The organism is Xanthomonas sp. LMG 12459 (assembly GCF_009192905.1).
Classification (GTDB): Bacteria; Pseudomonadota; Gammaproteobacteria; order Xanthomonadales; family Xanthomonadaceae; genus Xanthomonas_A; species Xanthomonas_A sontii.
This window is the reverse complement of record NZ_NSGT01000064.1, coordinates 1-12,424: the sequence shown is the minus strand read 5'-3', so window position 1 is coordinate 12,424 and position 12,424 is coordinate 1. Positions and strand designations below refer to the sequence as shown.

At 69.8% G+C, this 12,424-nt stretch carries 10 protein-coding genes; 2 read left to right on the top strand and 8 right to left on the bottom strand.

Annotated elements, in window-relative coordinates:
* The coding region (locus CEK65_RS14335) for a carboxylesterase family protein (RefSeq protein WP_152182159.1) at positions 1 to 999 on the top strand (999 nt) is incomplete at its 5' end.
* A 177-nt stretch (positions 1,000 to 1,176) separates the two neighbouring features.
* Here CEK65_RS14335 and CEK65_RS14330 read toward each other — a convergent pair.
* The 6 genes from CEK65_RS14330 to CEK65_RS14305 form a co-directional block, all read right to left on the bottom strand.
* Positions 1,177 to 2,352: a GGDEF domain-containing protein gene (locus tag CEK65_RS14330; protein WP_152182158.1), complete on the bottom strand. Its 1,176-nt coding sequence runs from the start codon at positions 2,350 to 2,352 to the stop codon at positions 1,177 to 1,179.
* 203 nt (positions 2,353 to 2,555) lie between these two features.
* Entirely contained in the window at positions 2,556 to 4,103 is a 1,548-nt protein-coding gene (locus CEK65_RS14325) for a PepSY-associated TM helix domain-containing protein (protein WP_017916979.1), read from the bottom strand.
* Positions 4,100 to 4,372: a hypothetical protein gene (locus CEK65_RS14320; RefSeq protein WP_017916978.1), complete on the bottom strand. Its 273-nt coding sequence runs from the start codon at positions 4,370 to 4,372 to the stop codon at positions 4,100 to 4,102. Before CEK65_RS14320 ends, CEK65_RS14325 begins: the two co-directional genes overlap by 4 nt.
* Positions 4,362 to 4,652, bottom strand: a complete 291-nt coding sequence (locus CEK65_RS14315; protein ID WP_017916977.1) for a hypothetical protein — start codon at positions 4,650 to 4,652, stop codon at positions 4,362 to 4,364. Before CEK65_RS14315 ends, CEK65_RS14320 begins: the two co-directional genes overlap by 11 nt.
* Positions 4,652 to 6,904 carry a TonB-dependent receptor gene (locus tag CEK65_RS14310; RefSeq protein ID WP_226980586.1) on the bottom strand — a complete coding sequence of 751 codons (2,253 nt, stop codon included), beginning with the start codon at positions 6,902 to 6,904 and terminating at the stop codon, positions 4,652 to 4,654. The genes CEK65_RS14315 and CEK65_RS14310 overlap by 1 nt, the downstream gene beginning before the upstream one ends.
* A gap of 802 nt (positions 6,905 to 7,706) precedes the next feature.
* On the bottom strand, positions 7,707 to 10,085 hold the full coding sequence (locus tag CEK65_RS14305) for a TonB-dependent receptor (protein ID WP_152182157.1): 2,379 nt from the start codon (positions 10,083 to 10,085) through the stop codon (positions 7,707 to 7,709).
* A gap of 388 nt (positions 10,086 to 10,473) precedes the next feature.
* Here CEK65_RS14305 and CEK65_RS14300 point away from each other — a divergent pair, with 388 nt between their 5' ends.
* Positions 10,474 to 11,211, top strand: a complete 738-nt coding sequence (locus tag CEK65_RS14300) for an OBAP family protein (protein WP_026143235.1) — start codon at positions 10,474 to 10,476, stop codon at positions 11,209 to 11,211.
* Between the two features lie 31 nt (positions 11,212 to 11,242).
* Here the strand turns inward: CEK65_RS14300 and CEK65_RS14295 are convergent, their stop codons facing one another.
* Positions 11,243 to 11,560 (bottom strand): hypothetical protein, encoded by a 318-nt coding sequence (locus CEK65_RS14295; protein WP_226980585.1) that lies wholly within the window; start codon positions 11,558 to 11,560, stop codon positions 11,243 to 11,245.
* 28 nt (positions 11,561 to 11,588) lie between these two features.
* Positions 11,589 to 12,080 carry a nuclear transport factor 2 family protein gene (locus CEK65_RS14290; protein WP_226980584.1) on the bottom strand — a complete coding sequence of 164 codons (492 nt, stop codon included), beginning with the start codon at positions 12,078 to 12,080 and terminating at the stop codon, positions 11,589 to 11,591.
* Positions 12,081 to 12,424 lie beyond the last annotated feature (344 nt).

Genomic DNA, 12,424 nt, shown 5'->3' with positions numbered 1-12,424 from the left:
GCGGCCGAGTTCGGCGGCGATGCCGGCAACGTCACCGTGTTCGGCCAGTCCGGCGGCGGCGCCAAGATCGCCACGCTGATGGCGATGCCGGCCGCGCAGGGCCTGTTCCACCGCGCCTGGACCATGAGCGGGCAGCAGGTCACCGCCGCCGGGCCACGTGCCGCCGGCCAGCGCGCGCAGTTGCTGCTGCAAGCGCTGCAGTTGGAACCATCGCAACTGAACGCGCTGCGCACGCTGCCGCTGCAGCGCGTGCTCGAGGCCACCCGCATCCGCGATCCATCGCGCGCGGAGGACACCGCGCTGTACCTGGGCCCGGTGCTGGATGCGCAGGTGCTGCACCGCCATCCGTTCTGGCCGGACGCGCCACCGCAGTCGGCGCGCATCCCGATGGTGATCGGCAACACCCACGACGAGACCCGCGCCTTCCTCGGCCACGATCCGGCCAACTTCGCGCTGACCTGGGACGCGCTGCCGGCCAAGCTGGCGCAGGAGCAGTACGTGGACCTGTCGCCGCAGGTGGTGATCGCCGAGTACCGGCGGCTGTATCCGCACTACACGCCGAGCGAGGTGTTCTTCGCCGCCACCACCGCCGGCCGCTCCTGGCGCGGCGCGGTCGAGGAAGCCGAGGCGCGCGCGCGGCAGGGCGCGCCGACCTGGGTCTACCAACTGGACTGGGGTTCGCCGCTGGACGGCGGCAAGTTCGGCGCCTTCCACACCCTGGACATCCCGCTGGTGTTCGACAACATCCGCCAGCCCGGATCGCGCACCGGCGACGGCGCCGGCGCGCAGCGCATGGCCGATGCGATGAGCGCAGCGTTGCTGGCCTTCGCCCGCCACGGCGATCCCAACCACCCCGGCCTGCCGCGCTGGGCACCGTACTCGCTGGCCCAGCGCGAAACCCTGCTGTTCGACACCGACAGCCGCCTGGCGCACGACCCGCGCGGCGGCGAGCGCCGGCTCTACGCGCAGGTGCCGTTCGTGCAGCGCGGGACGTTGTGAGGCGGCGCCACGATCGCCGCGCGCGGCGCGCGTGGCCGTGACGAAACACCCGTGTGCGCCTGTCGAAAGCAGAGGCGCGCTTGCCAGGTCGGTTGGGGTGCTGCGTCGGGACTGAAGTCCCTCCCATAATGGCGGCTGCGGCGTCGGTCGCGAGGGCTGGTGCGCCAGATCACCGTGCTACCAGCCGGTGTCCTCGGCCAGCACCACGCGGTTGCCGACGGCGCGCGCGGCGTCCAGCAGCGCCTCGGCGCGCTGCATCAGCGTGGCCGGCGTGTCCTCCGGCGTGGCCAGCAGCGCACCGACGCTGACCGTCAGCGCCTGCGCGTCCGCCGCATCCTGGGCGATCGCCATCACCTCGACCATGTCGCGCAGCGCCGGCGCCACCTGCCGCAGGTGCGCGCCGCTGGCGTCGTACAGCACCAGCGCGAAGCGGTCGGCGCTGATGCGCATGGCCACATCCAACGGTCGCAGCAGGCATTGCATGGCCTCGGCCACCTCCAGCACCGCGCGGTCGGCGGCCCCGGCGCCGCTGCGCTGATTCAGCGCGGCGAAGCCGTCGAGTTCGACCAGGATCAGCGCCAGCCCGCGCTGCAGGCGCCTGCGCTCGGCCAGCGCCACCGCCAGGTGTTCGTCGAAGCGGCGGCGGTCGCCCAGGCCGGTGAGCGCGTCACGCAAGGCCTCGTCGTCGCGTACCCGCCGCTGCAGGAAGCCTTCGCGGCGCGAGTGTTCGCGCAGGTAGCCGCCGGCCGCACCGACCGGCACCGCGGTCCACAGCAGCCACTGCAGGCGCAGGTAGGCATCGTGCGCCGCGCCCTCCAGCAGCAGATGGCCGGCCACGGCGCTGATCGCGCACAGCAGCAGCGCCACCGCCACGCTCTGCCACAACGCCATGCCCAACGGGAAGAAGCCGGCCACGATCACCAGGGTCATCACCGCCGCCGCATAGCGCAGTTCCTGCGGCGGGTAGCCGATGCTCGACAGCACCAGCCCGGTGCCGCCGACCAGCAGCAACAGCGCGGCGCGGCCAGGGCCGTGCGTGTCGGCGCGATGGATCGCCGCCGCCACCCACAGCAACGCCAGCAGGGTCGCCACGCGCACCGCCACCGCATAGCCGAGCAGGCCGCCGCCGCGCCAGCCGAAATGCACCGCGTCCCAGCCCAGCAGCAGCAGCGCGATCAACACGCCCAGCGAGGCCGCCACGCGCTGCGCGAAGCCCAGCGTGGCGGCGGTGTAGTGGCGATACGCCCGTTCCAGCGGAGGATCGAAACGCAGCGCGGCGAATCCCTTGCGCAATTGCGCCGCGTAGGCCTCGCCCGGCGGTGCGTCGTGTGGCTCCTGGTAACGCTCGTGCATGCAGTCCCCTGTCGACGGCAACGCGGCGCGAAGTGCGGATCAGGTCACATCAGATCGTGTCACCCGATTCGGTTTCGCGCGGACGCTGCGGTGCCCACGTCGAGACCATGAAAAAGCACCGGCGCGTGATTGTCCACTTTTGGGACGATCGGTTGCGTGACAGCAGCGCCCTGCCGCGCCGCCTTGGCACGGCAGGGCGAGCGTCAGCGCGGCGGCGGGAACGCCCACACGCTGTGTGGATCGCCGCCCTGCCCGCGGCGATACGCGGCGCGCGCCATCTGCCAGTAGGCCCAGGCCAGCGCCAGCGCGCAGGCGTCGATGGCCAGCAGCGTCCCGCTGCTCCACGGCGCCACCCAGCCGGCGGCGCCGCGCAACCCGGCCAGCGGCACCAGCGCGGTCAGCACCGCACAGGCCAGCAGCAGTTCGTAGGCGCCGCGCGCGGTGGGACGCAGCAGCGCCCAGGCCACGCCGAGCGCGAACACGGCGTAGTACACCCAGCGCTCCATCCCCGGCGGCAACAGGCGCGCGGCCACGAACAGCGCCGACACCCCGGCCACGCAGCCCAGGCAGACGCCGGTGGTCAGCCGCGCCATGACGTGGGTGCGCAACGGCTGCGCGACCTGGCGGCGCTTGCGCCGCGCTTCCACCCACAGCAGGTTGCCGCTGTAGAACAGGAACGCGCCGCCGAGCCCGAGCAGGAAGTACAGCCACTGCAGCGGCCAGCGCCCGTAGTCGCCGAAGTGCAGGGTCTGCAGGCCGCGCAGCGCGGCCACGCCCGGCGACATGGTCTGCGGCGACAGCACCCGCAACACCTGGCCGTCGGCCACGCGCAGCGCCACGCCGCCGAGCGTGTTGAGCCGGCGCTGCTCCTGGTGGCCGTACAGGTCCACCTGCGCATTGGCGTCGCCGGCATCGTGGAAGGACAGGCTCTCCGGCACGAAGCCGGGATTGGCCGCGCGCGCCCGTGCCACCAGCTCGGCCACCGGCAGCATCGGCGCAGGCACGTGCGCGGGCTGCACGTGCGGCGCCAGTTCGAAGTCCGGCTGCAGCACCTGCATCAGCTTGCCGTCGAACACCAGGTACTGGAACGGCGCCAGCAGCAGCACGCCCAGGGTCAGCACCGCGCCGGACCAGGCGAAGATCACGTGGAACGGCAGCGACAGCATGCCGATGGCGTTGTGCGCGTCTTGCCACAGACGCTTGACGTTGCGGCCGCGGCGTAGCGCGAACAGGTCCTTGAGCAGCACCGGCGCGTACAGCACCACGCCGCTGACCAGGGCCACCCCGTACAGCAGGCAGACCACACCGAACAGGTAGGTGCCGAAGGTGCGCGGCAGCCCGGCAGTGAAGTGCAGGTCGTACAGGAACGCGACGAAGCCGCTGCGCTGCGGCAGCTGCACCGGCTGCCCGTCGGCACCGGGCTGGAACTGCACCATGCCGCCGAAGGCCTGCTCCGCGGCCGGCCCGAACGCGAACAACTGCGGCTGCGTGCGGCCCTCGCCGGGCAGCATCAGCGTGTACGACTCGGCCAGCGCCGGATGCCGCGCCAGCACCGCATCGGCCAGCGCCTGCGCGGCCTGCTCCGGCGGCAACGCCGGGGCCTGCACCGCGGCCGGGCGCGGCCACTGCTCCAGGTCGTGGGTGAACACGTTGATCGCCCCGGCGTAGAAGGCGATGAACAAGGCCATGCCGGCGAGCAGGCCCATCCAGCTGTGCGCCGACAGGAACTGGCGCAGGGTCGCGGCCTTCATGCGCTCACCTGCACGAGATGGGTGGCCTTGAGCAGGTAAAGCGCCACGTAGCACAGTGCGGTCGCAGCGCCCAGCCACAGCCACGCGCGCGCGCCGCTGCGGAACACGAAGGCCAGCGACATCGCGCCGACCCACAGCGGGAACACCAGCAACAGCCACGGCAGCGTGTGCACCTGCAGGTCGCCCGGCCACAGCAGCACGCACAAGCCGATGACGCCCACCGCCAGCGGCAGGCCGAGCACGATCGCCGCCAGCCACCTAGCCCACATCGCCAGCCCCTTGGTGCAATTGTCGCCACGCATCCAGGTACGGCAAGGCCACCGCCGCCAGCATCGTCGCGCTCAACGCGGCGAAGACGCCGGCCCACACGCCCAGCGCGGCGATCGCCGCACCCAGCGCCGCCACGCACAGCAGCGTGCCGGCCACGCGCAGCGCGCGCGCGTGCCGATGCCAGGCCGGACGCAGCCGCTGGTGCGCGGTGGCCAGGTAGAACGCCAGCGCCGCCAGCGCGGCGGCGAGCAGATAGGCGGCGGTGGCAAAGGCGAGCATCACCAGCGCGCCTCGAAGCCGATGCCGACCACACGCGGCGCGCCCAGGATCGCGACCGGATCGGCGGCCCAGCGGTACTGCACGTAGTTCCGGTCGAGCAGGTTGTTGGCGAAGATCCACGCGCTCCAGTCCAGGTTCTCGTAGCCGAACTTGGCGTTGACCACGGTGCGCGAGGCCAGTTGCACGGCGCCGGCACCGATGTCGGTGTAGACGCGGTCGCGGAAGCTGGCGTTGAGGTTGGCCAGCCAGCCCTCGGCGAAGCGCCAGTTGGCGCCCAGCGCCGCGGTCCAGTGCGGCGCGTAGGCGAATTCGCGGCCGGCGTAGTCGATGACCGAGGCACCGATGGTGGCAAAGCTGTCGTAGCGGGTGCGCGCATAGCCCAGCGAGCCGTACCAGTCGAAGGCTTCGCTGGGGCGGTGGCTGGCCTCCAGCTCGGCCCCGTACAGATGCGCGCGGCCGGCGTTGACGGTGTTGTAGTCGAAGCTGTTGAGGCCGAAGTAGGCGGTGGTCTGCTTGTCCTTCCAGTCGATGTAGTAGGCGTTGGCGTTGAGGGTCAGGCGCCGGTCCAGCCACTGCGAGCGCAACGCGGCCTCGTAGTTCCAGGTGTATTCCGGGTCGTAGGGGAAGGCCTGGCTGCGCGCCGAGTTGAAGCTGGAGCCGCCGGAGCGGTAGCCGCGCTGCACCACCAGGCTGGCCGACAGGTCCGGGTTCCAGTCGTAGCGCACGCCGAGCTTGGGCAGCAGCGCGTCGAAGTCGCGCGTGTTCCAGGCCACCTCGCCGTTGGCCGAGCGCACGATGCCGGCCACGCCCTGGTTGATCGCGACGATGGCCCGATACAACGCGGTGCCGCTGGCGGCGAAGGCGGCCGGGTCGGGATAGCGGCCGGCGAAGGCCGCGGTGGTGTCGGAGGCCATGGCGTAGCGCTGGTGGTCGTAGCGCAACCCGCCGAGCAGCGAGAACCCGCTGCCCACCTGCCACTGGCCGTCAGCGAACAGCGCGCGGTTGCTGGAGCGGGTCGGGCTGGCGCTGACGTAGTCGACCGGAATCACCGGCAGCGCCTGCGCGTAGCGGGTGGCGATCGCGGTGGCGGTGGCGGACGGGAAGCCGGCGCTGCGCAGCAGCCCCGCGATGGTGGTGGTCGGCGTGGCGACGTTGTTCAGCAGTTGCGCGTCGTTGTCTTCCACGTGCCGCGCCCAGTACGCGCCGAGCAGGCCCTGCACCGCGGCGCCGGCGTAGTGCAGGCGCAATTCCTGCGAGGCGGTGGTGTCGTCGAGCTGGCGCCGCGCGTAGCCGGCGTTGTCCGGGCCATGGTCCATGTCCCACAGGCTGGACGAGGTGACCTTGTTCCAGGCGCTGACCGAGGACAGCGACCAGGCGTCGGAGAGCGCGTAGTCGGCCTGCAGGGTGACGATGTCGCTGTCGCTGCGGGTGCGGTCCGGGGTGTTGTTGGTGGTGTAGCGGTGACCGAAATAGTCGGGCAGATCGGTGCGCACGTAGCTGTACATGTACGGCCCGTTGCGGTGCGAGCGGGTGTAGCCCAGTTGCACTTTCAGCCCGGTGATCGCCGACGGCGTCCACAGCAGCTTGCCGCGGTAGATCGCCGAGACCTGCGCGTCGTCGGCGGCCTGGCGGGTGAGGTTCCAGGTGTAGCCGTCGAAGCTGCGCTGCTCCACCGAGGCGCGGAATGCCAGTTCGTCGGCGACGATCGGGCCGCCGACCGCACCGGCCAGGCTGCGGTCGGACGGATCGGAGGCCAGCACCCGCAGCTTGCCCTGCCAGTCCATGGTCGGCTCGGCGGTGCGCAGGACGATCGCGCCGGCCAGGGCGTTCTCGCCCTGCAGGGTGGACTGCGGGCCGCGCAGGACTTCCACCTGCTGCAGGTCCCACAGGCTCAGCGGCGCCCAGCTGATCGCCTTCCACGGCAGGGCGGCGCCGTCCAGGTAGATGGTGGCCAGCGGCGCATCGCTGCCGCCGTCGATGTTGCGAATGCCGCGGATGCTGAAGCCGGCATCGCCGTAGGTCTGGGCCATGTTGGCGGTGCGGTTGAACACCTCGTAGGCGTTCTGCAGGTTCTCCTGCTCGATGCGCGCTTCGGTGGTGACGGCGACCGAGCTGGTGGTGTCCTGCACGCTGCGGCCGCTTTTCTCGCCGGTGACGACGATCTGGTCGAGAGTGGTGGGATCAGGAGGCGGCGCGGCATCGGCGCCGGCAGCGCGCGTTGGCGGCGCCCAGCTCAGCAAGACGGATACCACGCATAAGGACAACACGGACCGCGCGACGCGCATACACCACTTCCCCCGAAAGACTCACGGTTGAAGGCATGGCGGCGGCTGTGCCTGGCTGCCGGACGCGGCAGCGCTGGGCGCGGACTTTAGCAGAGCGGGGGCGGGGCTGCCATGGGATTTGGGATGGGTGGCAGGTTTGCTCGAGGGTCTTGGGAGCGTAGGAGCTGCTCCTACGGGTGGGCATCGCCAACGTATGCGTCACGCGCAGAGACGTGTTGTGGGAGGGACTTCAGTCCCGACGCCGTGACCGGCGGCTGCCGCGATGCAGGGGGCCATCGTCCCAGGGGCATCACGAGGCTGGCGCGTCGCGCGTCGCGGCTGAAGCCGCTACTGCAGCTCACTTCATCTGATACATCAGTCAAGAGCAAAGGCTTTCGCCCTTGCGGGCGAGTTACTTTTCTTTGCTTGTGCAAAGAAAAGTAACCAAAAGAAAGCACACCCTGCCTACGCGCCCTCCGCGCTGCGCGCTCCGGGTCCGCGTCCATCACGGGGATCCGCGGAAGGGGCATCCTGCCCCTGCCGCGGACGGCGTACATCCATGTACGCCGCCCTTCGGGTGTTTCCCCGCGATGGCCGCCGCTTCGGAAGGGAACCCGGTAGATCAAAAGCAACAGCCAAAGCCGCAAGCAAAAAGCAAAGAGCAAAAAGGCTATGGCTACAGTTACCGGCTATTTACTGCTGCGAAAACGTAAACGGGCGGGAGGACTGTCGCCCTCCCGCCCGCTGGCGCCGGCAGGTGCTGCCGGCGTGGTGCTACGACGTGCTGCGATCAGTGCCAGTGCAGGTTGAAGGAGACGCCGACGATGCGCGGTTCGTTGTACACGGCCGCCATGTAGTTCTCGATCACGCCCTTGAGGTTCTTCTCGTTGGTGATGTTGCGGGCGAACGCGGCCACTTCCCATGCGCCGTAGTCGCCGGTGTAGCCCAGCTTGAGGCCGCCCTCGAAGTTGCCGTTGGAGGTGAACTCGGTGGAGTCGTACAGCACGAAGCTGGTGTAGCCCTGCTTGTTCCAGTCGGTGGCGACGAAGAAGGCGCCGCCGTCGTTGACCGGAATGTCGTAGCGCGCGGCCAGGTTGACGTTGTACTTGGGCGCGTTCGGCAGCGGGTTGCCGTCGATCTGGGCGAAGGTGTTGTTGCCGATGCGGATGGTCGGGTCCTTCACCGTGCACACCACCACGCCGTTCAGGCCGCACACCTGCGCATACACGCGCTTGTCCTGGATCTCGCTGTGCAGCAGGCTCAGGCCGGCGGTCAGCGACAGGTTGGGGATCGGGCGCCAGTCAAGGTCCGCCTCCATGCCGTAGGCCTTGGCCTTGTCGGCGTTGAACAGCACGCCGTTGCCGTTGGAGTCGTTGCCGTTGAGCTGGATGTCGTCGACGGTGTAGGTGAAGCCGGTGACGTTCAGGCGCAGGCGGTTGTCGAACAGGTTGCTCTTGATGCCGGCTTCCCACGACAGGATGGTTTCCGAGTCGGCGGTGGTGAAGTCGGAGTTGAACACCGCCGAACGGCCCTGGATGGTCGGGCCGCGGAAGCCGCGGGCGACCTTCGCGTACACGTTGACGTTCGGGTTGATCTCATACATCGCGCTCAGGTCCCAGCTCGGCTGGGTGTCGGCCAGGCGCACGTCGCGGCGGCCCTTGTAGGTGACCACGCCGGCTGCGGTGTCGGCGGTCTTGAGCAGCTTGGTCTCCTTGCTGTCGCGGGTCTGGCGCACGCCGGCGGTCAGGGTCAACGCGTCGGTGACCTTGTAGGTCAGCTGGCCGAAGCCGGCCCAGGAGGTGTTGCTGTTGTGCAGGCGCACCCAGTTGTTGGGATTGCGCGCAGCGGTCTGCAGGAAATAGGCGCGCTGGTAGAAGTCGGTGGTGTCCTTGCCGTCGAAGTAGAACGCGCCGGCCTGCCACTGCAGCGGGGCGTCGCCTTCGCTGGCCAGGCGCAGTTCCTGGGTGTACTGGTCCAGATCGCGCACCTGGCCCATCGACTGCCCGTAGCCGTTGGGCACGCCGTTGACCGGGAAGTTGGCCGCGGCGCCGCCGTCGGTGTCGCCGCGGCTGTAGCCGGAGGTGGTCTCGTAGGCGCTGATCGAGGTCAGCGACACGCCACCGAAGCCGTAGATCGCCTTCAGCGAGGCGCCGTGGGTCTTGTACGCCTGCGGGTTGTCGTGGGCCTCGTCGTAGGCCACCTGGTCGCGCGGCACGTCGACCTTGTTCGAGCCCTTGTGCAGGGCGCCGCGCAGGAACAGGGTGGAGGTGCCGTCGTAGTCGCGGGTGTGGAACGAGCCCAGCAGGGAGAAGTTCTCGCTCGGCTTCAGCAGCAGCTGCAGACGCGCGTTGCGGTCGTCGTAGCCGCCCATCGCGTCCTTCTTCGGGGTGACCGTGCCGTCGGCGCTCGGGCCGGTGTAGGTGTTGTCCACCCAGTCGTCGCGGTGCTGGTACAGGGTGGACACGCGGAACGACAGCACGTCGTTGATCGGGCCGCCGATGCCGCCGTCGACCGAGACCGTGTTGTAGCTGCCATAGCTGGCGGTGACCCGGCCGGTGTAGTCGTCGCTGGGCTTGATGCTGTCGAACTTGACGATGCCGGCGGTGGTGTTGCGGCCGAACAGCGAGCCCTGCGGGCCGCGCAGCACTTCCACCTGGTCCACGTCGTAGACCGGGTTGGACTTCAGCACCACGTGCTCCAGCACCACGTCGTCCTGGATGATCGACACCGGCTGCGAGGCGCCGAGGTAGAAGTCGATGTTGCCCAGGCCGCGGATGTAGAAGCGCGGGAAGATACGGCCGGTGGTGGTTTCGGCGTAGAAGCTGGGCACGCGGCCGGACAGCGCCAGCAGGGTGTCGTCGCCGCCGGCGGTGAAGTCGCGCATCGCCTCGCCCTGCACCACGCCCACCGACACCGGCACTTCCTGCAGGTTTTGCTCGCGGTGCTCGGCGGTGACGATGATGGTGTCCAGCGAGGTCGCCGCGTCGCCAGTACCGGCGGCGTTGGCCGGGCGGGTCTCGCTGCCGGCCAGCGACGGCGCGCTGTCCTGCGCGGCGGCGGCGGCGGCGACCGAGGCAAGCACCAGGGCGGCGCAGGCCTGCGCCAGACGAGTACGGGCCGGCGCGGCGCGCGCGGTCAGCGGCCGCGGGGAGAGATGGGGATGCAGCATGTCGAATCCTTGTGAGCGCGCAAAATCGAGTCCGTTCGGCTTGCGCAGCAGCCCGCGACGGCATGCGCCATACGATGGCGCAGCGCGGCACGATATGTCGTCTGTGTTGCACCGCCATTGCAATGACGGCGTGGCTGCCACGGCGCGACGATGCGTGACCGCATCACGTCACGCCACGCCGTCGCAGCGGACATCTACGGACCTCATGCATCGCGCCGCCGGCTGGCCGGGTCTGCGCGGCACCACGCCGTGCACACATCCCGGCCACAGCCGATCGACGTGGCGCAGCCGATGCTGCCTCTGTCGTGGGTTACGCGTGCGGGCCATGCGGCCCGACGCCGCCGCGCCGCTCTTGGAGCCCCCCCTGCGCCGGATCCTGTTCGCCCCCCTGCTGCTGACGCTGGCCGCCTGTGGCCGCGACCGCACAGAACCCGCCACGCAGCCGCCCGGCGCTACCGAGAGCGCCAAGACACGCGTTCTCGAGGCCGGCGCCAAGGCGCTGCAGGACGATGGCCCGGCCGCAGTGCTGGACATCCACCTGGTCGGCTTCCACCCGTTGCGCGACCACCCGCACCAGCAGATGGAAGCCCACCACTTCTGCCGCCAAGTCAACGAGGAGTTCGCCCAGTGCGCCCTGTTCGACGGCGACACTGCGCAGGCCAACCTCACCGGCGTGGAGTACATCATTTCCGAGAATCTGTTCCAGCGACTGCCGCCGGAGGAGCGCCGCTACTGGCATCCGCACAACGGCGAGATCCTGTCCGGGCAATTGTCCGCGCCCGGCCTGCCGCTCACCGCGGAGAAGGCGCTGATGCGCAGCAAGCTCAACAGCTACGGCAAGACCTGGCACACCTGGCATTCGCGCGACGGCGCGAAGCCGGGCGATGCCCTGCCGCTGGGCGAACCCATGCTGGCCTGGTCGTTCAATCGCGACGGCGAACTGCAGCCGGACCTGCAGGCCCGCCGCGACGCCATCGCCCCGCACCGCAGCGCCGAACTGCGCGCCGACCGCCAGGACCTGACGCCACTGGCCAAGCCACAGCAGGGCGTGCACCTGCTGCGCGAGGCGTTTCCCTCGGCGACGCCGATTCCCGGGGTGGTGGACGCGGGCACGGGGGAACGATAGGACCCAGGATGCCACGCGCCAGCGGCGTGATTCAGGCCGAAGCGTCCGGTTCTGCGCGACGGTATGCCACGTGCTGCAGGGGCTGCAGCGGGGCCGGCATCGGCACGGCGACATGCACTTCTTCGAGGTCCCAGCTCGCCGGAAAGTCCGCGATCATCTCGGCGGCGGCGCACGAGCAGCTTTCGCGAGGCGCTTCCATCGGCGGGCCGTCGTATTCGAAGCGCAACCGGACCACGCGGCGCGCCTGGTCGGCCTCGATCGAGGCCTGCCGCAGTTGCGGGTGCACCTCACCGAGCAGGGCGCGCTGCAGGCTCAGCAATAGCGCGGTACGACTGCCGACGTCATCCATCGCGCTTCCCTCGTCTACGCCGGCGACGTCATTGCGTGCAGCGCTGCGCGGCAAAGTCGGTCAGGCGTCGAGTGAGCGTTCCTTCCTGCCACACGATGTCGAGGATCACCCAGCGATCGTCCTGGCGACCGAGCACCAACGTATCCGTCCACTGCTGGTCATCGATGGCCAGACGGGCGCGCACCTGCGCGGTGTCGCCGGTGACTTGCGCGGTCGTCGAGACCAACGCCGTCGGTTGGTCCGGCCACAGGAAGAAGGGGCTCTGGTCGAGCATGTGCGGCTTGACGTCTGCAGGCACCAGTTTGGCGCAGGCTGCCTCGTAGGCGCGCTGCGCCTCCAGCGCCGCGAACAGTTCCCGCCCCAGCAGATGCCGCACCTGCGCAACGTCGCCATCGGCGTGCTTGGGCGCGATCGCCCAGGCATAGAACGTCTGGACCGTGTGCGCCGGCGACTCGCCCGCGATGGCGGCGAACGCGCTCAGCCACAGACTTATCGCACACAGAACGCGCATTCCCTTCATGGATCGTTGCCACCTCGGGCCGCCAGATGCGGCATGGCGATCCTCAGCCAGTGGCTGCGCGGCGTCAATGCGAGCGCTGCCGCGTGCGCCAGCGGCTGGCGTGGCCGCAGCAACCAGATGCCTAGGTAACGGGAGACATCCAAGCTCACCGGAACTCCAACCACGTAGAGCGGCTTCGGCCGCGACAGGCTTTACCGGGAATGCCCGTTGCGGCTGAAACCGCTTGTGTCAAATAAGGGTCTATCGTTGTAGGTGAGAGCGGAGTGCGGCAGGCCGTTTAGCCGCAGTGCCAGCAAGCACGAGTAGGAGTCAGCGCCGCCGCACTCCGGTTCTCCTGCCTGACA